At 65.6% G+C, this 22,486-nt stretch carries 21 protein-coding genes and 2 tRNA genes; 12 read left to right on the top strand and 11 right to left on the bottom strand.

The genetic code is table 11. The annotated features are described in order from the left end of the window. The first annotated feature begins 51 nt into the window (after positions 1-51). Both CH249_RS01100 and CH249_RS01095 read left to right on the top strand, forming a co-directional pair. Complete coding sequence (locus CH249_RS01100) at positions 52-303, top strand: membrane protein (protein WP_032394605.1); 252 nt, start codon at positions 52-54, stop codon at positions 301-303. After that, positions 290-766, top strand: a complete 477-nt coding sequence (locus tag CH249_RS01095) for a DUF5130 family protein (RefSeq protein WP_032394604.1) — start codon at positions 290-292, stop codon at positions 764-766. Before CH249_RS01100 ends, CH249_RS01095 begins: the two co-directional genes overlap by 14 nt. Positions 767-857: 91 nt before the next feature. Here the strand turns inward: CH249_RS01095 and pepN are convergent, their stop codons facing one another. Beyond that, complete coding sequence (pepN, locus tag CH249_RS01090; RefSeq protein WP_094682574.1) at positions 858-3,431, bottom strand: aminopeptidase N; 2,574 nt, start codon at positions 3,429-3,431, stop codon at positions 858-860. Positions 3,432-3,589: 158 nt separating this feature from the next. Here pepN and CH249_RS01085 point away from each other — a divergent pair, with 158 nt between their 5' ends. Next, complete coding sequence (locus CH249_RS01085) at positions 3,590-4,207, top strand: DsbA family protein (RefSeq protein WP_045194585.1); 618 nt, start codon at positions 3,590-3,592, stop codon at positions 4,205-4,207. A gap of 61 nt (positions 4,208-4,268) precedes the next feature. Here the strand turns inward: CH249_RS01085 and CH249_RS01080 are convergent, their stop codons facing one another. Next, a complete protein-coding gene (locus CH249_RS01080) occupies positions 4,269-4,931 on the bottom strand; it encodes a DUF429 domain-containing protein (protein WP_094631070.1) in 663 nt (220 codons plus the stop codon). 16 nt (positions 4,932-4,947) lie between these two features. Here CH249_RS01080 and CH249_RS01075 point away from each other — a divergent pair, with 16 nt between their 5' ends. Together CH249_RS01075 and CH249_RS01070 are read left to right on the top strand one after the other, a co-directional pair. After that, positions 4,948-5,427 carry a ribose-5-phosphate isomerase gene (locus CH249_RS01075; protein ID WP_032379225.1) on the top strand — a complete coding sequence of 160 codons (480 nt, stop codon included), beginning with the start codon at positions 4,948-4,950 and terminating at the stop codon, positions 5,425-5,427. Then, the gene (locus CH249_RS01070) at positions 5,428-6,222 is read left to right on the top strand and encodes an Fpg/Nei family DNA glycosylase (protein ID WP_032394602.1); all 795 of its coding nucleotides are present in this window, start codon (positions 5,428-5,430) and stop codon (positions 6,220-6,222) included. On the opposite strand, the gene CH249_RS01065 is transcribed toward CH249_RS01070, so the two are convergent. Further along, complete coding sequence (locus CH249_RS01065) at positions 6,219-6,995, bottom strand: hypothetical protein (protein ID WP_032394601.1); 777 nt, start codon at positions 6,993-6,995, stop codon at positions 6,219-6,221. The two genes, CH249_RS01070 and CH249_RS01065, sit on opposite strands and share 4 nt — an antisense overlap. 109 nt (positions 6,996-7,104) lie before the next feature. After that, positions 7,105-7,178, bottom strand: a tRNA-Gly gene (locus CH249_RS01060). Positions 7,179-7,348: 170 nt separating this feature from the next. Between CH249_RS01060 and CH249_RS01055 the strand changes: the two genes are divergently transcribed. From CH249_RS01055 to clpX, 5 genes are all read left to right on the top strand, one after another. Next, positions 7,349-7,422: transfer RNA gene (locus CH249_RS01055), tRNA-Pro, on the top strand. Between the two features lie 103 nt (positions 7,423-7,525). Further along, positions 7,526-8,905: a trigger factor gene (tig, locus tag CH249_RS01050; protein ID WP_032394780.1), complete on the top strand. Its 1,380-nt coding sequence runs from the start codon at positions 7,526-7,528 to the stop codon at positions 8,903-8,905. A gap of 83 nt (positions 8,906-8,988) precedes the next feature. Next, positions 8,989-9,639, top strand: a complete 651-nt coding sequence (locus tag CH249_RS01045; protein WP_082073666.1) for an ATP-dependent Clp protease proteolytic subunit — start codon at positions 8,989-8,991, stop codon at positions 9,637-9,639. 47 nt (positions 9,640-9,686) lie between these two features. Further along, the gene (locus tag CH249_RS01040; RefSeq protein WP_008715342.1) at positions 9,687-10,328 is read left to right on the top strand and encodes an ATP-dependent Clp protease proteolytic subunit; all 642 of its coding nucleotides are present in this window, start codon (positions 9,687-9,689) and stop codon (positions 10,326-10,328) included. Between the two features lie 297 nt (positions 10,329-10,625). Then, complete coding sequence (clpX, locus tag CH249_RS01035; protein WP_094682573.1) at positions 10,626-11,906, top strand: ATP-dependent Clp protease ATP-binding subunit ClpX; 1,281 nt, start codon at positions 10,626-10,628, stop codon at positions 11,904-11,906. 79 nt (positions 11,907-11,985) lie between these two features. On the opposite strand, the gene CH249_RS01030 is transcribed toward clpX, so the two are convergent. The 3 genes from CH249_RS01030 to CH249_RS01020 all read right to left on the bottom strand — a co-directional run bounded on the left by CH249_RS01030 (position 11,986) and on the right by CH249_RS01020 (position 15,021). After that, positions 11,986-12,798, bottom strand: coding sequence for an N-acyl homoserine lactonase family protein (locus tag CH249_RS01030; RefSeq protein ID WP_256987993.1), 813 nt, complete (start codon positions 12,796-12,798; stop codon positions 11,986-11,988). Positions 12,799-12,806: 8 nt separating this feature from the next. Beyond that, positions 12,807-14,165 carry an MFS transporter gene (locus tag CH249_RS01025; protein ID WP_032394599.1) on the bottom strand — a complete coding sequence of 453 codons (1,359 nt, stop codon included), beginning with the start codon at positions 14,163-14,165 and terminating at the stop codon, positions 12,807-12,809. Positions 14,166-14,343: 178 nt separating this feature from the next. Next, positions 14,344-15,021 (bottom strand): TetR/AcrR family transcriptional regulator, encoded by a 678-nt coding sequence (locus CH249_RS01020; RefSeq protein WP_032394598.1) that lies wholly within the window; start codon positions 15,019-15,021, stop codon positions 14,344-14,346. A 110-nt stretch (positions 15,022-15,131) separates the two neighbouring features. Between CH249_RS01020 and CH249_RS01015 the strand changes: the two genes are divergently transcribed. Next, the gene (locus CH249_RS01015; protein ID WP_094682572.1) at positions 15,132-16,019 is read left to right on the top strand and encodes a shikimate dehydrogenase; all 888 of its coding nucleotides are present in this window, start codon (positions 15,132-15,134) and stop codon (positions 16,017-16,019) included. Then, positions 16,016-17,902 carry a sugar phosphate isomerase/epimerase and 4-hydroxyphenylpyruvate domain-containing protein gene (locus CH249_RS01010; protein ID WP_094682571.1) on the top strand — a complete coding sequence of 629 codons (1,887 nt, stop codon included), beginning with the start codon at positions 16,016-16,018 and terminating at the stop codon, positions 17,900-17,902. Before CH249_RS01015 ends, CH249_RS01010 begins: the two co-directional genes overlap by 4 nt. 17 nt (positions 17,903-17,919) lie before the next feature. Here CH249_RS01010 and CH249_RS01005 read toward each other — a convergent pair whose 3' ends face one another. From CH249_RS01005 to pcaB, 4 genes are read right to left on the bottom strand one after another with little or no spacing between them, the layout of a single operon-like run. Continuing rightward, positions 17,920-19,131: an acetyl-CoA C-acetyltransferase gene (locus CH249_RS01005; protein ID WP_032394595.1), complete on the bottom strand. Its 1,212-nt coding sequence runs from the start codon at positions 19,129-19,131 to the stop codon at positions 17,920-17,922. Next, the gene (locus CH249_RS01000; RefSeq protein WP_094631076.1) at positions 19,124-19,945 is read right to left on the bottom strand and encodes an IclR family transcriptional regulator; all 822 of its coding nucleotides are present in this window, start codon (positions 19,943-19,945) and stop codon (positions 19,124-19,126) included. The genes CH249_RS01005 and CH249_RS01000 overlap by 8 nt, the downstream gene beginning before the upstream one ends. Further along, positions 19,942-21,123 (bottom strand): 3-oxoadipate enol-lactonase, encoded by a 1,182-nt coding sequence (gene pcaD / locus CH249_RS00995; RefSeq protein WP_094682570.1) that lies wholly within the window; start codon positions 21,121-21,123, stop codon positions 19,942-19,944. Before pcaD ends, CH249_RS01000 begins: the two co-directional genes overlap by 4 nt. After that, entirely contained in the window at positions 21,120-22,469 is a 1,350-nt protein-coding gene (gene pcaB, locus CH249_RS00990) for a 3-carboxy-cis,cis-muconate cycloisomerase (RefSeq protein ID WP_094682569.1), read from the bottom strand. The genes pcaD and pcaB overlap by 4 nt, the downstream gene beginning before the upstream one ends. Between the last annotated feature and the right edge of the window lie 17 nt (positions 22,470-22,486).

The raw sequence follows: 22,486 nt of genomic DNA, 5'->3' as shown, positions 1-22,486 counted from the left end.
CACCGGCCCCGACGTGGTCCGACGCGCAATTGTCGACTAACGTCACACCCCGTGAGCATTTTTGAGACCACGCTGATATTCGGGGTGATTCCGGTTGCGGTGATCGGACTCCTCGGCGCGTTGTCCTACTTGACCGACAAGCAGCCCGGTATGGACGTTCCGCCCTACCGACTGACGGACGAGTGGACGCGCGAGCCATTGCTGTGGAGTGCTACGGACGAGGTGACTCCCTTCGGAGGCCACGGTTCGCACGACGCCGACACAGCCGACTCGATCGGAGGTTCCGCAAGTGGCAAGTGGTGAACTCGTCCGCAGTGACGTCAGAGAAGAAGACCTGCCTTTCGGGGCTGCGCTCACCTCGAGCGGCCGTGTCTCGGCGGCTCACGAGTTCGGGACCGCCAATCCCGAGCACCTGCCGTTCGCCACGCAGGACCTGGTTGCGCTCGACGACGCACTCACCCAAGCGATTCGGCAGACCAAGATCCGGTTCAACGTCTACATCGGTGATCTCGGCGTCGATCCGGCCGCGGGTGCGGATTCGGTGTTCCCCGGGACTCCCGATGCCGTTCGTTCGGTGCTGATCGCCGTCGACCCCAATCGGCACGCACTCGAGATCCGCACCGGCAAGCGAGTGTCCAACCGAGCGACCGACCGGGTCGCACAGTTGGGTGTCACCGCGGCCCTCGGCCCGTTCCGCGACGGAAACCTCATCGACGGTCTGGTCACCTCCGTCCGGGTGATGGCCGCGTCCATCCTGAGCCCCTAGCTCCCTTCCTCCCGACCGCGCTCGTACGACGAGGGCCGGTTGCTCCACCTCCGGGTGGAGCAACCGGCCCTCGTCGTCGGTGCCGTCTAGATCAGCTCGCGTCGAACTCCCGTGCAGCGAGAGCCCGAACGATGCCGGCCCGGCCCTCGATCACCAGGCGTCGGAGCGCGGGCGGTAGGTCGCCGTCGAGGAACCCGTCCGCTGCAGCGAGGGAGTCCTCCGAGATCGACCAGGACGGGTACAGGCCCACCACGACGGTCTGCGCGACCTCACTCGAACGACGCGCCCAGACACCTTCGATGGCGTCGAAATAGCGGGCGACGTACGGTTCGAGCAGCTCGCCCTGACCTGGTCCGGCGAAGCCGCCGATGATCGAGCGGGCCGTGATGTTGGGAACCGCATCGTCGTCCACCACCGTCGTCCAGGCCTGCTCCTTGACCTCCGCGCTGGGCCGAGCGGCTCGTGCAGCCGCTGCCGACCGGGCTCCGGCGGCAGTGTTGTCCCTGGCCGCCTCGGCGTCGATCACCGGCGAGTCCAGGCCGTCGGCGTCGATCGCACCGGCACCGGCCAGCGCCGTGACGATGCGCCAGCGCAGATCGGTATCCACGCCGAGGCCGTCCAGCGACTGCCCCTCCACATCACCGTCGAGCAGTGCCCTCAGCACGTCGATGTGACGGTCGCCGAGCTCGGTGCCGGTGAGAGCATTGACGAATGCCAGCTGGTGATCCGAGCCTGCTTCGGCGGTGCGCGCCAGGTCGAGCAGTGCATCGGCGAACTCGGGGGTACCGTGCTCGGCCGCCCATGCCGGGTCGGCATAGCTGGAGATTGCGGTCTGGGCCTGCAGCAGAAGTCGTTGCACCACACCCACTTCCGTCTCAGCGCCGATTCCGCGCTGGACGAGGGCCACGAAGTCTCGCGCCTTCATCTCGGCGGATCGAGTCATCTCCCAGGCCGCCGACCACGCGAGGGTGCGGGGGAGTGGCTCGGCGATGTCGGCGATTCGAGAGAGAAGGACATCGAGCGAATCCGGGTCGAGTCGCACCGCGCAGTACGTCAGGTCGTCGTCGTTGACCAGGACGAGCTTGCCGCGCGAGACGCCGACCAACGCATCGACGGTCGTCGACTCGGCAGCGTCGAGGTCGAGTTCGACGCGGTCGGTGCGCACCAGCTTGCCGTCGACGTCGTCGTAGATTCCCACCGCGATGCGGTGCACGCGATGCTCGCCCGCACCCGGGGCAGCACCGGTCTGCAGCACCGAGAAGCGGGTGAACTTGCCGTCGGCGTCGACGTCGAAATCCGGGCTCAAGGTGTTCAGGCCGGTGGTGCGCAGCCACTGGGCACCCCAGTCGGAGAGATCGCGTCCCGACGACTTCTCCAGAGCGGCAAGCAGATCCGAGAACGTGGCGTTGGCGAAGGCATGATCGACGAAGTACGCCCGCAATCCGGCGAGGAAGTCCTCCTTGCCGACGTACGCCACCAGTTGCTTGAGCACACTCGCGCCCTTGGCGTAGGTGATGCCGTCGAAGTTGACCTCCACGGCCGCGAGATCGGGAATGTCGGCGGCGATGGGGTGCGTCGACGGCAACTGGTCCTGACGGTAGGCCCAGGCCTTCTCGACGTTGGCGAAAGTGGTCCACGCGTTGGTGTACTCGGTTGCCTCGGACTGGCACAGCACCGAGGCGAACGTCGCGAACGACTCGTTGAGCCACAGGTCGTCCCACCACGTCATGGTCACCAGGTCGCCGAACCACATGTGTGCCATCTCGTGCAGCACTGTCTCGGCGCGCCGTTCGTACGAGTACCGCGTCACCTTGGACCGGAAGACGTAGTCCTCGAGGAACGTGACGGCACCCGCGTTCTCCATGGCACCGGCATTGAACTCGGGCACGAAGAGCTGGTCGTACTTGCCGAACGCGTAGGGAGTGCCGAAGTTCTCGTGGTAGAAACCGAAGCCCTGCTTGGTCTCGGTGAACAGGCGCTCCGCGTCCATGTGCTCGGCAAGTGAAGCGCGGCAATAGATTCCGAGGGGAATGGTGCCGTGGTCGTCGGTGTACGAGTCGGTCCACTCCGCGTACGGTCCGGCGATCAGTGCGACGAGGTAGGTGCTCATCAACGGTGTCGTGTCGAACACGTGCTCGCCCGCCGCAGGCTCGGCGGCGTGCGCGGCATTGGAGATGACCGTCCAGCTCTCCGGCGCGGTGACCTTCAGATCGAAGGTGGCCTTGAGATCGGGCTGATCGAAGCAGGCGAACATACGCTTTGCATCGGCGGTCTCGAACTGCGAGTACAGGTAGACCGTGCCGTCCGACGGGTCGACGAAACGGTGCAGTCCCTCGCCCGTGTGCGAGTAGACGCAGTCCGCATCGATGACGAGTTCGTTGTGCTCGGCCAGATTCTCGAGCGCGAGGCCGGTCGACTCGTCGTAGTCGGCGGTATCGAGATCGGTGCCGTTGAGCGTCGCGGAGCGGATCGTGCTCGCGATGACGTCCACGAAAGTCGACGCCCCGGCGGTGGCCGCGAACGTGATGGTGGTGAGCGAGCGGAAGGTCTTCTCGCCCGGATTGCCCTCGCCGTCGGTGAGATCGAGAACGATCGCGTACTTCGTTTCCCCGATGATCGCCGAACGCTCGGAGGCTTGGTCACGCGTCAGGTTGGGAGCAACCACTTCAGTCGACACCTCTTCGTGTAGTTATGGATAGTGCCTTCCATCCCATCACGTCACGCGTACCCCTCGCTGGCCGACGGGCCGTGCGGAATGTCTGCGCGGTGGGCGGTTGTTACGCAATGAAGAGACGTTGACCTCGACTTCCAAGGAGTAGGACAGTGGCCGGTTCAGGACAGAAAGACACTGCGGATTTTTGGTTCGACCCACTGTGCCCGTGGTGTTGGATCACCTCGCGGTGGATTCTCGAGGTGCAGCAGGTGCGCGACATCGACGTGAACTTCCACGTCATGAGCCTGGCAGTACTCAACGAGGGCCGCGATCTGCCCGAGGAATACGCCGCGATGATGAAGAAGGCCTGGGGGCCGGTTCGGGTGGCGATCGCCGCAGCCAAGCTGAAGGGCGACGAGGTTCTCGCCCCGCTGTACGCGGCCATGGGAACGCGAATTCACAACGAGGGCAACAAGGATTTCGACGTCGTGATCTCGGAGTCGCTCGCGGAACTGGATCTGCCCGGTGACCTTGCGAAGGCCGCCGAGAGCACCGACTACGACGAGGACCTGCGGACCAGTCATCACGCGGGCATGGACAAGGTGGGGCCCGATGTCGGCACCCCGACCATCCACGTCAACGGCGTGGCCTTCTTCGGCCCTGTGCTCTCCCGAATCCCGCGCGGTGAAGAAGCAGGCAAGCTCTGGGACGCGTCGGTGATCTTCGCGTCGTACCCGCACTTCTACGAGCTCAAGCGCACCCGCAACGAGGACCCACAGTTCGACTGATCGCATGACCCTCGTGCGCGGAAATTCGTACCCTGCTACGAGTTTCCGCGCACGGGGTTCGTCAGGCGACGATCCGATCCGAGCTGTCCTCGGTACCGAACGTCCGATGCTCGCCGACGTGAAACCGCCTCGCCGACCACGCCGCTGCGGCCGCGTCGAGAACATCGTCGACGGCGGGTCCGGGCGGCAGATCCGCGAGATCGAGGTGTTCTTGCCAGCGCATCAGGGTGGACAAACGCTGCCCGGCGCCTCGGCCAGACTTCTTCGACGCGAACGTCGTCGTCGGTGACATCGCCCGGAACGAGCATTCGGGATGTACCTCGACGTACCGGTCCCGGTCGAAGTCGGCATCGAGCCAGGCCTTCACGGACGGCAGGATGTGCCACGTCTGCTTGCTGATCGCCTTGCCGGTGAGTTGCCGAGACACCGCACACGCTTCGGGATACGACTCGGCGGCGAGCACGTCGACGACCGGCGTGTGGAAGATCGAGCTCCTCGCCGTTCCGAGAAACCTCTTGGCCTCCAGTTCGCTGACGCGATAACCGCCCCGGGGCAACGACAGCGGCATGTCGACTCCCACTCGTGCGCAGTCCCGAGTCACCTCGAGCACGTCGGCCACCGACGCGCAACCGGTCCACGTCAGCGTGGTCCCGGCCGAGATCGCGACCACCCATGCGCCCTTCGCGCCGTCCACACCGGCGAATTTCTCGGCTTCGGAGTTCACCTGTCAGACTCTAGGCATGCGCGTATACCTGGGTGCCGACCACGCCGGCCTCGAGTTCAAGAATCAGATCATCGAACACCTGACGGCGACCGGGCACGAGCCCGTCGACTGCGGTGCCTTCGACTACGACCCCGTCGACGACTACCCGGCATTCTGCATCGACGCAGCACGCCGCGTAGTCGCCGATCCGGGTAGCCGCGGCCTGGTGCTCGGCGGTTCCGGAAACGGCGAGCAGATCGCCGCCAACAAGGTGCCCGGCGCTCGCTGTGCGTTGGCGTGGAGCGTCGAGACCGCGAAGTTGGCCCGCGAGCACAACGACGCTCAGCTCATCGGCATCGGCGGCCGCATGCACACGCTGCCCGAAGCCCTCGCGATCGTCGACGCCTTCCTCGGTACCCCGTTCTCGGGCGAGGAGCGCCACCAGCGTCGCATCGACATCCTGTCCGAGTACGAGCGCAGTGGCGAGGCACCCGAGGTGCCGGGAAAGCCCGCATAGGTGCCCGAGGGTCACACTCTGCACCGACTGGCTCGGTTGCACGGACGTCGGTTCGGCGGGGCACCGGTTCGGGCGAGCAGCCCACAGGGGCGGTTCGCCTCCGGTGCCGCGCTGATCGACGGCCTCGTCCTCGAGAAGGCCGAGGCCTGGGGCAAGCATCTGCTGCATCGGTACGAGTCCGATCTGATCGTTCACATCCATCTCGGTCTGTACGGGAAGTTCACCGAACAGGCTGTGCCGCTGGACGATCCGGTCGGTGCCGTGCGATTGCGCATGGTGGGGGAGAAGTACGGTGTCGACCTGCGCGGCCCCACCGCCTGCGAGATCTACACCGAGGAGCAGGTCGACGCCCTGGTGGCGCGCCTGGGACCGGACCCGCTGCGTAAGGACGCCGATCCGGACGCAGCGTGGGCGCGAATCTCCAAGTCGCGCACGGCAATCGGCACGTTGCTGATGGATCAGAAGGTGCTCGCCGGAGTCGGCAACGTCTACCGCGCCGAGATCCTGTTCCGGCACGAGATCAACCCCATGCGGCCCGGCAAGGACCTCGATCGAGCCGAGTGGGATGCGATCTGGTTCGACCTCGTCGACCTCATGGCGATCGGTGTCCGACGCGGGCGCATCATCACCATCCGGCCCGAGGACGATCACGGCGACACTTACGGTGCACGGCGACCGCGGTCCTACGTCTACCGCAGGCAGGGGTATCCCTGCCGGGTGTGCGGAGCCGACATCCTGCACTCGGTGATGCAGGCTCGAAACCTGTTCTGGTGCCCGGTCTGTCAGGCGACCTAGAACCCGCCGAAGTCGCCCCCACCGCCGAAGTCGGCTCCGCCGTCGAACATGCCCCCGCCGCCGTCGTCCATCGCACCGTATTCGGTGTCGCCGCCGGAGTAGTCGTCGCCGCTGCCCCCGTCGGAACCGTCGGCCCCCATGTCTTCGCCTGCCGCGGTCTCCTCCGGCACCCCGGCCATGCCGGAGAACATCGCCGAGAACAGGAACATCGAACCCATTCCCCATGCACCTGCCACCAAGGCCGGCCGCCACCACGGCTCGGAGTACCAGCCCGCGGGTACCGGACGACCCGCGACTCGGCCACCGGGGTAGTAGTTCGGGGTGCGATCGGACGGATCCGGCGATGCCGCGATCTCACGGCCCTCGAAGTCGACCTTGCGATCCTCGGTGACTCGACCCGCCTGCTGCTGGCCGTCGATGCCCTGGACCTCCGGGCCCGGGTCCATGCCCATCGCCAGGCGGGCGGCGCGGATGTAGTAGAGACCCTCGAGCGCCGTCTGCTTGGCCAGTCGGGCCTGTTCGGGGGTAGTGGCCTGGTCGATCTGCGAACCGGCGGCGATGTTGCGTTCGGATGCGTCGGCCAGGGCCTGCTTGGAGGCGGTGTCGGTGCCGATCAGGTTGTAGACCTGGCCGCCGAGACGCTCGATCGACTGCCGGGCATCGGCCTTCGCGTCGGCCAGCGCGGTTTCGGCCGCCGCGGCCGAGTTCTTCTTGCTTCGCAGCACCAACAGGGCCACTGCGGCGATGACGATGACGATCAGGACGATTTCCACTGCGGACCTTCCGCCGACGATGCATGCCCGGTTCGTACGGACAATTCGGACACCGTCCAGGGTACGCGGACACGAAAAAGCCCCGCACCAGGAGTGCGGGGCCTTTCGGTGGAGCCGATGACGAGAATCGAACTCGCGTAGCCTGTTTGGAAGACAGGGGCTCTACCATTGAGCTACATCGGCGTGCAAACAACAGTCGTGGGATCGCCAGTTCCGTCGCCTGCGTTTCAAGACTGTACCCAACGCCGACGCCGGATTCCAAACCGGCCCGCCGCGAGCGGTTCGTCCGAACGTCATCGGTGGGGCGCCCACGGGGGGCTACTATCGGTTGCTGTTCAATGGTGTCCGTACGACGGGGTGTGGCGCAGCTTGGTAGCGCATCCGCTTTGGGAGCGGAGGGTCGCAGGTTCAATTCCTGTCACCCCGACAAAAGAGAGCCGCAGGCACGGCTCGCCGTGTTCGTGGCGAGCGAGAGCAGACAGCACACCGGAACCACCAGCAAGCAAGAACCACCAGAAGGAGCATGTCCCGTGAAGAGCACCGTCGAGCAGCTGAGCCCGACGCGAGTCCGTATCAACGTTGAGGTGCCCTTCGAGGAGCTCAAGCCTGATTTCGACCGCGCGTACAAGGCTTTGGCTCAGCAGATCCGCCTCCCCGGCTTCCGTCCCGGCAAGGCTCCGGCCAAGTTGCTCGAGGCTCGTGTCGGCCGTGGTGCGGTTCTCGAGCAGGTCGTCAACGACGCTCTTCCCTCTCGCTACTCCGAGGCCGTGACCAACGAGAAGGTCAAGGTCATCGGCCAGCCCGAGATCGAGATCACCAAGATCGAGGACGGTACCGAGCTCACGTTCACCGCCGAGGTCGACGTCCGCCCCGAGATCGATCTGCCCGACTACTCGACCATCAGCGTCGTCGTCGATCCGCTCGAGATCAAGGACGAGGCCGTCGACGAGCAGCTGCAGTCGCTGCGCCAGCGTTTCGGCACCCTGACCGGTGTCGATCGTCCCGTCCAGTCGGGCGACTTCGTCTCGATCGACCTCTCGGCCACCGTCGACGGCGAGAACGTCGAAGAGGCAACCGCGAGTGGGCTGTCCCACGAGGTCGGCTCCGGCCAGCTCATCGAGGGACTCGACGACGCGATCATCGGCGTGTCGGCCGACGAGTCGAAGGAATTCACCTCCACTCTCGTTGCCGGTGAGTACGCAGGCAAGGAAGCCGTCGTCACGGTCAAGGTCGTGTCCGTCAAGGAGCGCGAGCTGCCCGAGGCCGACGACGAGTTCGCTCAGCTGGCCAGCGAGTTCGACACGTTCGACGAGCTGCTCGCCGATCTGAGGACCCGCGTCGAGCGAGTCGCGAAGGTCGAGCAGGCCGGTCAGATTCGCGACAAGGTGCTCGAGACGCTGCTCGACACGATCGAGATCCCGGCTCCCGAGGCCGTCGTCAAGGCCGAGGTCGATTCCCAGGTGCACGAGGCCATCCACGGCCTCGACCACAACGAGGAAGCTCTCGCCGAGCTGCTCGAGTCGCAGGGTTCGAGCCGCGAGGAATTCGACAAGGACGTCAAGGAAGGTGCCGAGAAGTCGGTGCGCACCCAGCTCCTTCTCGATGCGATCGCCGAGGCCGAGAACACCCAGGTCGGGCAGGAAGAGCTCACCGAGCGAATCATCTTCCAGGCGCAGCGCTACGGCATGCCGCCCGAGCAGTTCATTCAGCAGGTGCAGCAGGCCAACCAGCTCGGTGCCGTGTTCGCCGATGTCAAGCGCGGTAAGGCGCTGGCTTCGGTCGTCGAGCGCGTCACCGTGACCGACACCACCGGCGCGAGCGTCGACACCGCAGAGCTGTTCGGCAGCCCCGCCGATGCTCCCGACGAGGTCGAAGCAGCAGATTCTTCCGAGGGCGAACAAGAGAAGTAACGCTCACAGCGAACGACGGCGGTTCCGGGACTCCGGAGCCGCCGTCTTTCGTTAGTGTCTGTGTCAGGAACCAACGATTTGTTATGGAAAAGGCAGGTACCGTGACTGTTCAGAATCCGGCGGCTTCGCACCAGCAGAGTCCCGTCATGACTTCGGCTGCAGCAGGGCTGAATCTCAGCGACTCCGTGTACGAGCGTCTGCTTCAAAACCGCATCATTTTCCTCGGTACCCAGGTCGACGACGACATCGCCAACAAGTTGTGCGCTCAGATCCTGCTGCTCTCGGCCGAGGACCCCACTCGTGACATCGCGCTGTACATCAACTCGCCCGGTGGCTCGGTCACCGCGGGTATGGCCATTTTCGACACGATGGAATTCGCCGAGTGCGACATCGCGACCTACGGAATGGGTCTGGCTGCCTCGATGGGTCAGTTCCTGCTCTCTGCCGGTGCCAAGGGCAAGCGCTACGCCCTGCCGCACGCGCGCATCATGATGCATCAGCCTTCGGCCGGTATCGGCGGCAGTGCCTCCGACATCGCCATCATGGCCGAGCAGTTCGCGCACACCAAGCGTGAGATGGCCGAGCTCATCGCCCAGCACACCGGCCAGACCGTCGAGCAGATCACCGAAGACTCAGATCGTGACCGCTGGTTCACGGCGCAGGCGGCCAAGGAATACGGGTTCGTGGACCACGTCGTCAGCCGTGCGCGGCAGGCCGGCGGAATCGGCGAGTAACTCGGCCGCTCCCGGCGACCCTCGATCACTTACATCTTGGAGAAACGATGACAAACCTGTTCGACCCCAATCAGCTGCCGTCCTCCCGATACATCCTGCCGTCCTTCGTCGAGCACTCCAGCTACGGCGTGAAGGAATCGAACCCGTACAACAAGCTGTTCGAGGAGCGCATCATCTTCCTCGGCGTCCAGGTCGACGACGCGTCCGCCAACGACGTCATGGCGCAGCTGCTGGTGCTCGAGGGCCTCGACCCCGACCGAGACATCACGATGTACATCAACTCGCCCGGTGGCTCGTTCACCTCGCTGATGGCGATCTACGACACGATGCAGTACGTCCGCGCCGATGTTGCGACCGTCTGCCTCGGCCAGGCCGCGTCGGCCGCGGCCGTCCTGCTCGCCGCAGGCACTCCCGGTAAGCGTGCGGCGTTGCCCAACGCGCGCGTGCTGATTCATCAGCCCTCGAGCGGTGGCATTCAGGGCCAGGTGTCCGACCTGGAGATCCAGGCCGCCGAGATCGAGCGCATGCGTCGACTCATGGAGACCACCCTCGGCCGCCACACCGGCAAGGATCCCGACGTCATCCGCAAGGACACCGATCGCGACAAGATCCTCACCGCGGAACAGGCCAAGGACTACGGAATCATCGACACCGTGTTCGAGTACCGCAAGCTCTCTGCCCAGAAGTAGCAGAGCGAGTATCACCGGTCGGACCTGACGGGTCCGGCAGAAGATTCCGACGCCGGGCGTGAGTGTGAAACTCCGCCCGGCGGTCGTGATCGACGACCCGAATGGTCCATTCGACGAAATCGGGTGGCGAATCACCGGAAACAACCCGCCCATGTTCGGCGAACACGGGTACCGTCGCATCCAAGAACTCGGTCGACCGAAGTCGGCATGACGACAGACCGAGAAGTAGCCCACGAAGGTTTCGGCCACACCCGGTCGGCGTGGGTCGTACGCGGACAAGGAAGTAGGAACCTCCGAATGGCACGCATCGGTGACGGTGGCGATCTGCTGAAGTGCTCCTTCTGCGGCAAGAGCCAGAAGCAGGTCAAGAAGCTCATCGCTGGACCAGGGGTGTACATCTGCGACGAGTGCATCGACCTCTGCAACGAGATCATCGAAGAGGAATTGGCCGAATCGAGTGAGGTCAAGCTCGACGACCTCCCCAAGCCCTCCGAGATCAAGGACTTTCTCGAGAACTACGTGATCGGTCAGGACGCTGCCAAGCGCACGTTGGCCGTAGCGGTCTACAACCATTACAAGCGCATCCAGGCCGGTGACAAGGCACGCGACGTGCGAGGCGAATCCGTCGAACTGGCGAAGTCGAACATCTTGATGCTCGGACCGACGGGGTGTGGAAAGACGTACCTCGCGCAGACCCTGGCCAAGATGCTCAACGTGCCCTTCGCCATCGCCGACGCCACCGCGCTCACCGAGGCCGGATACGTGGGCGAGGATGTCGAGAACATCCTGCTCAAACTGATCCAGGCCGCGGACTACGACGTCAAGCGCGCCGAGACCGGCATCATCTACATCGACGAGGTCGACAAGATCGCTCGCAAGAGCGAGAACCCGTCGATCACGCGTGACGTGTCCGGTGAAGGCGTGCAGCAGGCGCTGCTCAAGATTCTGGAAGGAACTCAGGCCAGCGTGCCGCCGCAGGGTGGGCGCAAGCATCCGCATCAGGAGTTCATCCAGATCGACACCACCAACGTGCTCTTCATCGTCGCCGGTGCATTCGCCGGACTCGAGAAGATCGTCTCCGATCGGGTCGGCAAGCGCGGGCTCGGATTCGGAGCCGAAGTTCGCTCGAAGGCCGAGATCGACACGCAGGATCACTTCGCCGAGGTCATGCCGGAGGATCTGATCAAGTTCGGTCTGATTCCCGAGTTCATCGGGCGACTGCCGATGATCGCGTCGGTGACGAACCTGGACAAGGAGTCGCTGGTGACGATTCTGTCCGAGCCGAAGAACGCGCTCGTCAAGCAGTACCGCCGGTTGTTCGACATGGACGGCGTCGAGCTCGAGTTCACCGCCGAGGCCCTCGAAGCGATCGCGGACCAGGCCATTCTCCGAGGAACCGGTGCTCGTGGACTGCGCGCGATCATGGAAGAAGTTCTGCTTCCGGTGATGTACGACATCCCGAGCCGCGACGACGTGGAGAAGGTCGTCGTGACTGCCGAGACCGTGAACGACAACGTGCTGCCGACCATCGTGCCGCGCAAGCCCGAGCGTCCGGAACGCCGCGACAAGTCTGCCTGATACGCGTCGACCGAGCTGCCGAACAACGACGAATCCCCGACCTCATCGCGAGGTCGGGGATTCGTCGTTTTCGCTGTGTTCAGCCGATGATCACCGCGTGCGCGCCGGGAACGTCGGTCAACGCGGCGAATCGGTCTAGAACCAGGGGGTCGTGGCCGGGCACGACGGCACCGGAGCCGGCGGCGAGCTCTCGGATTCGGTCGAAGGCCCCGTACATGTCCGGCAATGCATGCAGGATCGCGAACGGGCTGTCGTCCTCGAAGTTCTCGTAGAAGTGACTGGCGTCGGAGGCCAACACCACCGGGCCGCGGTCGGTGTTCACCCTGACCACCTGCATGCCTGCAGTGTGTCCGCCGACGGCGTGCACGGACAGCCCGGGGAACAGGTCGAGATCGCCGTCGACGAGGTCGAGTCGACTGCCGCGATCGGCGGTTCCGATGTGTTCGGTGTCGGCTCGCGAGTGCAACCAGTGCTCTCGGGTGATGCGGGCGGCCCACGGCCCGGTCCAGTACTCGAGTTCTCTGCGCTGCACCACGTATCGTGCGATCGGGAGCTCCGCGACGACCCCGGTGTGGTCGTAGTGCAGGTGGGTCAGGATGCAGGTGTCGATGTCGTCCGGTGTCAGGCCGAGCTCGCCGAGCAGGTCGATCGGCGATCCGTGATAGTCGAGCCCGTCGACAGATTCTGCTGTGGCAGCGGATATTCCGGCGTCGATCAGCACCGTGTTGTTCTTCGAGAGGGCGAGCCACACGTAGTAGGCCACCGTCTGGCTTTCGGTACTGCGTTCGTCACGTTGGTGAAAGAGGTTGCTGCGCAATGCCGTTCGACTGGCATACTGCAGGGCGAGCACCGTCCAGGTGCCCGCCGCTGCAGGTCGAAGTGCGTCGATCACGATGTCGGTCAGACCGACGCGACGCGCGCGCTGTCGGTGGTGCGGGTCCGAACACCGAGCTCGTCGGTGGGGGTACGGAAGGTCTCCTTCGAGGTCGCGACGATCACGACGTTGATGGTGCAGAAGACCGCGGTGACGATCGCGACGGGTAGCCACGCACCGATCTCGGCTCCGGCGATCGCGCCCGCGATGGTCGGCGCGAATCCTGCGATGGCGAAACCGATCTGGGTTCCCAGTGCGGTTCCGGTCAGGCGGACCCGGGCCGGGAACATCTCACCGTAGAACGAGGGCCAGACGCCGCCGGTGGCGCTGTGCACGAAACCGAACATCACGATGCCGAAGACGAAGATGAGAACGTAGTTGCCGCTCGAGATGGACCACAGGTAGCCGAACATCAGGATCGCGCAGCCGATGGAGCCGAAGAGGAACACCGGCTTGCGACCGATGCGATCCGACAGTGCACCGAAGAAGGGCAGTGCGAACAGTGCGACGACGTTGGCGAGAACGCCGACCCACAGCATGGGGGTGCGTTCGAGGCCGACGGTGTTCACGGCGTAGGACAGCGCGTAGACGGTGAAGATGGTGCTGACCGAGGCGATGACTGCGGCCAACATGACGCGGACCACGGCCGACCCATGCTCGCTGAGCAGTTCGGCCACGGGCAGGCGCTGCGGCTCGGTCGAGGCCTTCTCTTCCTCGAAGACCGGGGTCTCGTCGAGCGAACGGCGGATGACGAAGGCGGCGACGACGACGAAAGCGCTGAGGAAGAACGGGATTCGCCAACCCCAGCTGAGCAGTGCCTCCTCGGGGAGCATGGCGACGGGCAGGAACACGGCGGTGGCGAGAATCTGTCCGCCCTGAGTGCCGCTGAGGGTGAAGCTGGTGAAGAATGCGCGCCTGTTGTCCGGTGCATGTTCGAGCGTCATCGAGTTCGCTCCGGCCTGCTCGCCGCCGGCGGAGAATCCCTGGCACAACCGAAGCAGCACCAGGATGATGGGAGCGGCGATGCCGATGGATTCGTACGACGGCAGGACGCCGACGCCCAGGGTGGCGATTCCCATCAGCAGGACCGTGGCGACCATGACCTTCTTGCGTCCGTACCGATCACCGATGTGGCCGAGGACCAGTGCGCCGAGCGGCCGTGCAAGGTATCCGACGCCGAAGGTGGCCAGGGCCAGCAGGGTGCCGGTCGCCGGGTTGGAGCCCGGGAAGAACACGCGGCCGAAGACGAGCGCGGCGGCCGTGCCGTAGATGAAGAAGTCGTAGTACTCGAGGGCGCTTCCGACCCATGCGGCTGTCGCCGCTTTGCGCGGGTTCGCCCCGGGGCGAAGCGGCGTCGGGTGGGTGCCGGGGGTGTGCGAATCCATCGTTCTCGTGTCTCTCTTCGTGAGGCGGGGGAGCGTAGGCGCTGGTCGACGATGCGTTCTCGGCAATCGGACCGCTAATGTACTAAATGGTTAACACCGGGTGCCTCTGAATACTGAACGTGATCCATGCCACGTGTCAACCCCTGACGTGACGAGACCTACCGAGAAATCGCGAATTTCAGCGAGAAGGCGAGGTCAGGAACGCGATGATCATGTCGCCGAGCATCGAGCGCAGCCGGTCTCGATGCCGGGGATCGGTGAGGTCACGGCCGAACAGGGCCTCGAAGGTGTACCGATTCGACAGGCGGAACACACAGAAGCTGCTGATCGTCATGTGCACGTCGAGGGCATCGACGTCCGTCCGGAACACGCCGTCCGCCTGGCCTCGCGCCAGGATGCTCGACAGCAGCTCCGCGGCGGGATTGCCGAGGTTGCTCAAGGCCTCGGACGTGGAGATGTGTTCGCCGCGAAGGATGTTCTCGGTGGAGACCAGGCGAATGAAGTCGGGATTTTCCTCGTGATGGTCGAATGTCAGCGATGCGATGGCACGAATGGCCTCGACCGGTCCGAGGCCTTCGACGTCCACGTCTCGTTCGCGCTCGCGAATGCGCATGTACGACCGTTCGAGCACGGCCTTGTACAGGCCTTCCTTGTCGGTGAAGTAGTAGTACAACATTCGCTTGGTCGTGTGTGTCCGCTCGGCGATCTCGTCGATGCGCGCTCCTGCGAAGCCCTTGTCCGCGAACTCCTCGGTGGCCACCTCGAGGATGTTGTGCCGGGTCAGGTCGCTGTTGCGTCGACGCTTGACGCCGGGTCCGCTGGTGTCGTCGGACGTGTCGGTTGCGCGCGGAGCCATGGAGCAACTCTATCGGCGCCGATTGTGGCGAAAGGGTTGGGCGCGAGGCAGTCGCGTAGTACCGTCGAGCTAATTCACCAATTCGTACATTAAGGCTCGAGGAGATCGACATGCCGGAATCCCTGCTCTGCGGACTGATCGGGACGGGTATCGGCAAGTCGCTCACGCCCGCGATGCACGAACGAGAGGGCTCCGAGCACGGGCTGACCTACCAATATCGGATCATCGACCTGGACAGCCGTGGACTGACCGTAGAGGACCTTCCCCGTCTCGTCTCCACCGCAGCGGACCTCGGATTTCGGGGACTCAACATCACGCACCCGTGCAAACAACGCGTCATCTCCTCTCTCGATGCGCTCTCCGAGGACGCCGCCCGACTCGGAGCCGTCAACACCGTGGTGTTCGCCGACGGCCGGGCCGTCGGCCACAACACCGACTGGTCCGGATTCGATCGCAACTTCGGCCGCGGATTACCCGGTGCCGACCTAGGCGACGTGGTGCAACTCGGTGCCGGGGGAGCAGGGGCGGCCGTCGCCTACGCGATGGCCCGCCGCGGCGCAGGCAGGCTCACCCTCGTGGACGCCGATCCGCTGCGGGCACAACAACTACGGGAATCCTTGTCCGTGATGTTCCCGGACGTCGAGATCCTCTCGGCGGGCCTCGACCGGCTCGCCGCCGTTCTCGACACCGCGACCGGCCTGGTGCATGCCACCCCGATCGGAATGGTCGAACATCCCGGATCTGCTGTGCCCGAGTCACTGCTGAACCCGAGGATGTGGGTCGCCGAGGTCGTGTATCGGCCCGCCGAAACCGAATTGCTCGCTGCTGCATCCCGAGCTGGGTGCCGAACGCTCAGCGGAACCGGAATGGCAGTGTTCCAGGCCGCGGACGCGTTCGAGATATTCACCGGACGCACTGCGGACGCCGATCGCATGATCGCGCACATGAGCGCGCTGATCGCGCTGGAGGATCGCGCGACCGCAGGGGTTCTGGCATGACGCGCATCGCAACGTCGGTGGCCACGGTATCGCTCAGCGGTTCGCTGGACGAGAAGATGCGCGCCATCGCTGAGGCCGGGTTCGACGGTTTCGAGGTGTTCGAGCCGGACCTGATCAGCTCGCCCGACCTTCCCGAGGACGTCGCGAAGAAAGCAGCCGACCTCGGTCTGACCGTCGACCTCTATCAGCCCTTCCGTGACGCCGACTCGGCCGATCCGGAACAGTTCGCCCGCAATCTCGTTCGCGCCGAACACAAATTCGACGTGATGGAACAGCTGGGGTGCGATCTGCTGTTGGTCTGCTCCTCGCCGCTGGCCGGTGCCGTCCGTGACGACGCCCTGCTGGTCGAGCAGATGGCAACCCTCGCCGAACGTGCGCATCGGCGCGGAATGCGACTGGCGTACGAGGCGTTGGCGTGGGGTGCCCACGTCAGCACCTATCGCCATGCCTGGGACATCGTTCGGCAGGTCGATCATCCCGCGCTGGGAACGTGCCTGGACAGCTTCCACATCCTCTCTCGCGGTGACGATTCCGCAGGCATTCGCGAGATCCCGGGCGAGAAGATCTTCTTCCTCCAGTTGGCCGACGCCCCGCACCTGGTGATGGACGTACTGCAGTGGAGCAGGCACCACCGGTGCTTCCCCGGGCAGGGCAGCTTCGATCTGGCGCGCTTCGGAGCCGATGTCGCCGCCTCCGGGTATTCCGGCCCGTGGTCGCTCGAAATCTTCAACGACGTCTTCCGGCACTCCGACACCGGCCGCACGGCATCCGACGCGCACCGGTCGCTGCTGTACCTCCAGGAGCAGGTGCGCGGCGTCGAAACACCCACGGACGGAAACGATCTGTTCGCGCCGCCACCGCCGGGTCCGATCGAGAACGTCGTCTCCCTGCGGATCGCGGCAGGGCCTGCGAAAGCAGCGCAGCTGGGCACCACACTGCGGCACCTGGGCTTCGATCTCACCGCAGCACACAGCGAACACGGACTCAGCCTGTTCACCCAGGGTCCGCTGGCCGTCGCCGTCGACACCACGGTGGACACGTTGTGGACGGCGCCGGGTGTCCCGGCTCATCTACCGGCGTTGGCCCAGATCGGGGTTCGCAGCGAGCGCCCGGATCTGTGGCTGACTCGGGCCCGCGCACTGGGAGTCACCGCATCCACCGTCTCCATGCCCGGTGTGGCCGACGCGACCGATGCGGTGGTGCGCCTGGCCGTGACCGGTGCAACGTCGCTGGACCTACGCACCCGCGACAGTGCGGGTGCCTGGCAATCGGCGTTCGATCTGGTGCCGAGGGTGGTGGAGGAGAACCGGGCATGCGTCACGCACGTGGATCACATCGCGCTCGCCGTGCCTGCCGAGAGCTGGGACGGGGTGATGCTGCTGCTGCGCTCGGTGTTCGGCATGGTGCCACACGAGGGCCAGGACGTCGTCGACGCGATAGGCCTGGTTCGCAGCCGAGCCCTCACCCTCGCCACCGCCAACGGCACGATTCGACTCTCGCTCAACATGGTTCCCGGCCGCCCGTCCGACTCGGACCCGCTTCCCGCGGCCCGGCGCGGAGGCGTCGGACACGTGGCGTTCGGATGCGAGGACATCCATGCCGCTGCGAGAGCGATGACCGAACGCGGGCTCACCCCGTTGCGGATCTCGCCCAACTACTATCGCGATCTCGACGCGCGATTCGGGCTCGGCCCCGAGACCCTGGACGCGATGCAGCGTCTGGGGATCCTGTACGACGCGGACGCGACCGGCGGCGAGTTCTTCCACTTCTTCACCGAGACCGTCGGCGACGACCTGTTCTTCGAGGTGGTCCAGCGCGTGGGTGGCTACGAGGGCTACGGAGAGACCAATTCGGCCGTGCGACTGGCGGCGCAACTGCAGTAGCAGTCACCGGACGGTGGTCAGCCGATTCGCTCGAACACCGCAGCGAGTCCCTGGCCGCCGCCGATGCACATCGTCTCGAGTCCGTAGCGGACCTCTCGGCGGTCCATTTCGCGCAACAGCGTCGCCAGAATGCGGGCTCCGGTGGCTCCGACGGGATGGCCGAGCGAGATGCCGGACCCGTGTGGGTTCAGTCGCGGATCGTCGGGGTCGATGCCCCAGGACCTGGTCACGGCGAGAGCCTGCGCGGCGAATGCTTCGTTGAGTTCGATGATGCCCATGTCGTCGAGACTCAGTCCCAGCCGTCCCAGTGCCTTCTCGCTCGCGGGGACCGGCCCGATCCCCATCGTGCGTGGAGCCACGCCTGCGACGCCCCAGCCCGCCAATCGTGCCAGCGGCCGAAGGCCCAGTGCGGCAGCTTTTTCCGGGGTGGTGACGATGGCGATGGCGGCACCGTCGTTCTGTCCGCTGGCGTTTCCTGCGGTGACGGTCGACTCGGGGTCGATCGACGCGCGGATCGCCTTCAGCTTCGCCAGTGACTCCACGGTGGTGTCGGCTCGCGGATGCTCGTCGGTGGTGACGAGCAACGGATCCGATCTACGTTGGGGGACCGACACTCCCACGATCTCCTCGGCGAACACACCGCTGTTCTGCGCGGCGACTGCACGTCGGTGGGACTGGACTGCGAGTGCGTCCTGATCGGCGCGGCTGATGGAGAACTCCGCGCGCAGGTTCTCTGCGGTTTCGATCATGCCGCCGGGAACCGGAAAGTTCTTGCCGCCCGCGGTCACTCGCGCCCGGGCGAGGCGGTCGGACAGAGCCACGGCCTCGGCCTTGACGCCCCAGCGCATGCCGGTGGCGTAGAACTCGGTCTGACTCATGCTCTCGACACCGCCCGCCAGCACCAGATCGTTGCCGCCGGACTGGACCTGCATGCACGCCTGCAACACCGCTTGCAGACCGGAGCCGCAGCGACGGTCGACCTGCATCCCGGGGACGTCGATACCCAGATCTGCATCGAGCGCGGCAATGCGTCCGATGGCCGGTGCATCGCCGTTCGGGGACGCCTGACCGAGGATCACGTCGTCGATGTCGGCACCGGAAATGCCCGTGCGGGTGACCAGTTCGGCGATCACCGCACCGGCAAGAGCCTGGGCGGAGATGTCCTTGAACTGGCCGCCGAAGCGACCGACCGGGGTCCGAAGTGGTTCGCAGATCACGGCATCAGGCATGGGTGGTTCCTCGCTTGTCGTTGGGTCCGGTGCTCACCCGGAGCAGGTCGATCTCGATGGCGCGGGTGGCGTCGAGCAGAGCCGGTAGCAGTTCGGTGCGCACCGCATCGGCGGAATGCCGCGCGGCCTGGGTCGAGACGTTCGCCGCTGCGACCACGGCTCCGTGTCCGTCGTGGATGGGAGCCGCGATGGAGCGCAAACCCTCTTCGAGTTCCTGGTCCACCAGGCAGAAGCCGTCGGATCGGACCCGGTCGAGTTCGCGGCCGAGCGCGTCGGCAGTGGTGATGGTCTTACCGGTGAGCGGAGTCAACCGCACCCGATCGAGGTATGCCGCGAGTTCGTCGGCAGGCAGTCCGGCCAACAGCACGCGCCCCATCGATGTTGCGAACGCGGGAAATCGGGTGCCGATGTTGATGCCGACGGTCATGATGCGGCTGACCGGAACACGGGCGACGTACACCACGTCGTCACCATCGAGAATCGAGACCGAGGACGACTCGCGCACTCGTTCGGCGAGAGCCTCCAGGTGCGGTCCCGAGACTTCCGGGAGCGACAGGCTCGACAGGTAGCTGTAGCCCAGCTCGAGCACTCGCGGGGTGAGCCAGAACATCGAGCCGTCGGTACGGACGTAGCCGAGTTCGACGAGGGTGAGCAGGAACCGCCGAGCGGTGGCTCGGGTGAGGTCGGTGGCTCGGGCGACATCGGAGAGTGTTCGACGCGGATGCTCGGCGTCGAAGGCTCGGATCACCGCAAGACCACGGCCCAGTGACTGGACGTAGTCCGAGGACGGCGGCGGCGATTCCGCGGAGTTCACGAGGTACCCGATTCGGTCTCGGCCGATGTCTCGGCGATGGCCGTGTTCGCGAGACCGAATGCACTGTTGCTGTTCGGAACTCCCGCGTACACCGCGGTGTGCAGGAACACCTCCGCCATCGTGTCCGGCGCAGTGCCCGCTCGCAGGGCGGCCCGAATGTGCATGTCGAGTTCGTGCTGGTTGCCCACCGCCGTCAGGATCGCCAGGGTCAGCAGTCGGCGGGTGTGGTGATCGAGTCCTGGCCGATTCCAGATGTCACCCCATGCAGTGCGGGTGATGAAGTCCTGGAACGGTGCGGTGAAGTCGGTTCGCGCGGCGACGCTGCGGTCGACGTGCGCATCACCGAGGATGCTGCGCCGCACCGCCATTCCGGCATCGTGGGCAGCTGCGCGTCCGAGCGCATACGCATCCGCTCCGATGTGTGCGGCGATCGCCGCGGTGACGAGCCCGGCTTGTTCGACGTTGGCCAGGTGCGCGGCCGGGTCGAGAACTCGGAACGTCGATCCGATGACGCCGTCGGCGATGATCTTCAGGTCCTCGGGCGTGGTCGAGGGGTCCTGCCGGCCCGCGATCACCAGGGTCGGAGCGGTGATGCGGTTCAGATCCGAACGAGAGTCCCAATCCGACAACGCCTCACAGCATGCTGCGTAGCCCTCGTCGGACGTGCCGGCGATCATCCGGCGATGCCGGTCGACGAGATCGACGTCGCGAGCGGCCAGTTCGGGGGTGAACCAGCGCTGGAGGACGGCGTCGGCCAGGGACGCGGTTCCCGCCGACCTGACCGTTGCGGCCCGATCGAGCCATTGCGCCGGCTCACCGAACCTGGCCGAGGTGCACAGCAACGTCAGAGTGATCACGCGCTCCGGGCGGTGGATGGCGATCCACTGCGAGACTGCGCCGCCGAGCGAGAGACCGACGATGTGTACACGCCGTAGATTCAGGGAATCGATCAGTGCCAGAACATCTTCGGCCAGTTCTGCGACGGAGTACGGGCCCGATGGCACCGGCGATGCCCCGTGCCCACGAAGATCGACGGCGACCACATGGGCAGAAGCGGACAGTGGTCCGATCTGCGGGTTCCACATCGATCGGTCGGAGCCGAGCGATCCGATCAGCACGACGGTCTCCGCGTCGGCGCGGGGTCCTTCGGTGCGTTCGTGAGCAAGTGCGACGGTCATCGTGAATCCTTCGATTCTGTGGTGAGTTCGGTGTCGAGGGCGTGCTCGGCGAGGATCGCGTCGACCAGCTCGGGCGCGTGGCCGAGATACGCGGCCGGATCGAGTAGTTCGCGCACCGTCGACGGTGGCAGGAATGCCGTGATGGCAGGGTCGCTGTCCAGCGGCGCTCCCACCGCGCATCGCGCAGTGACTATCTCGCGGGCCTGCTCGGTGTGCGCTGCCAATGCCGCGGTGACACGTTCGGCGAGCAGCGCTCCACCCGTCGCATCGAGATTGCGGCCCATCGCCTCCGGATGAACGTGCAACCCGCTCAGGCTCTGCGAGAGTCGATGGGCGGCACCACCGGTGAAGCGCAGCAGATCGGTGATCGTCTCCCATTCGGCATGCCACGCTCCTGCGGCGCGCTGATGTTCGTGGTCCATGTTCGACAAGACCGTCGACACCGCACCCGGGACTCGCCGGGCCGCAGCCCGAGCGGTGATGGCCGCAACGGGATTTCGCTTGTGCGGCATCGCCGATGATCCACCCGGCGCGTCCTCCGAGACCTCGCCCAACTCGGTGGCGGACATCGACACGATGTCCTGGGCGATCTTGCCGATCGTTCCTGCCGCGATGCCCAGGGAACACGCGATGTCGGCGATCGCGGTGCGGTCGGTGTGCCAGGGAGTGTTCTGTCGAGCCAAGCCCAGTTCGACGGCCATCGCCGCTGCGATGGCGGGTCCGTGCGGATACACGGCCGCGAGAGTGCCTGCAGCACCGCCGTACTGGACGGCGCACGCACGTCGAACGGCCGCGATCCCGGTCTGCGCGCGGCGCAACCCCGAGAACCAGTTCGCGGCCACCAGACCGAAGGTGGTGGGCAATGCCTGCTGTCCGAGAGTGCGCGCCGCCATCGGGGTGGTCCGGTGGGTCAGAGCAAGACCCCGCGCTGCCGCACTCGCGGCGTCGAGCGAGCCCTCGATCGCACCGAGCGCATCGCGGGAGACGAGCATCAGCGCGGTGTCCATGATGTCCTGGCTGGTGGCCCCGGGATGCACTGCCGTAGCAGGAACATCGGCCTCGGCCACCTCGCTGCGAAGGATCTTCACCAACGGGATCACCGGATTGCCTCCGGCCGCCGAATCCACTCCGAGCCTCGCGATGTCCAGTCCCGCTCCGAGTTCGGTCGCAACAGAGGTGACGACCTCGGCGTGACCGGCCTGCACGAGACCGACCGTGACCGCGGCCCGGGAGAGCGCCGCCTCGACGGCGAACATCGCTGTCACCCAGGCTCGGTCGCCTACGAGCGGCGCAACGGTATCGCTACCGAACGTCGGATCGAACAGTGCCCCTCGCTCGGATTCCATCGTCCCCTCTCGGCAAT

This window comes from Rhodococcus sp. 05-2255-3B1 (assembly GCF_002258545.1).
Lineage (GTDB): Bacteria > Actinomycetota > Actinomycetes > Mycobacteriales > Mycobacteriaceae > Rhodococcoides.
This window is presented reverse-complemented; position numbering and strand designations above follow the sequence as displayed.

Bases quoted from the DNA above. Each gene is read 5' to 3' on its own strand.
- CH249_RS01075 (WP_032379225.1), top strand. From the start codon at position 4,948: ATGCGCGTATACCTGGGTGCCGACCACGCCGGCCTCGAGTTCAAGAAT.
- CH249_RS01045 (WP_082073666.1), top strand. From the start codon at position 8,989: ATGGAAAAGGCAGGTACCGTGACTGTTCAGAATCCGGCGGCTTCGCAC.
- CH249_RS01040 (WP_008715342.1), top strand. From the start codon at position 9,687: ATGACAAACCTGTTCGACCCCAATCAGCTGCCGTCCTCCCGATACATC.
- clpX (WP_094682573.1), top strand. From the start codon at position 10,626: ATGGCACGCATCGGTGACGGTGGCGATCTGCTGAAGTGCTCCTTCTGC.
- CH249_RS01025 (WP_032394599.1), bottom strand. From the start codon at position 14,165: ATGGATTCGCACACCCCCGGCACCCACCCGACGCCGCTTCGCCCCGGG.
- CH249_RS01020 (WP_032394598.1), bottom strand. From the start codon at position 15,021: ATGGCTCCGCGCGCAACCGACACGTCCGACGACACCAGCGGACCCGGC.
- CH249_RS01015 (WP_094682572.1), top strand. From the start codon at position 15,132: ATGCCGGAATCCCTGCTCTGCGGACTGATCGGGACGGGTATCGGCAAG.
- CH249_RS01010 (WP_094682571.1), top strand. From the start codon at position 16,016: ATGACGCGCATCGCAACGTCGGTGGCCACGGTATCGCTCAGCGGTTCG.
- CH249_RS01005 (WP_032394595.1), bottom strand. From the start codon at position 19,131: ATGCCTGATGCCGTGATCTGCGAACCACTTCGGACCCCGGTCGGTCGC.
- pcaD (WP_094682570.1), bottom strand. From the start codon at position 21,123: ATGACCGTCGCACTTGCTCACGAACGCACCGAAGGACCCCGCGCCGAC.
- pcaB (WP_094682569.1), bottom strand. From the start codon at position 22,469: ATGGAATCCGAGCGAGGGGCACTGTTCGATCCGACGTTCGGTAGCGAT.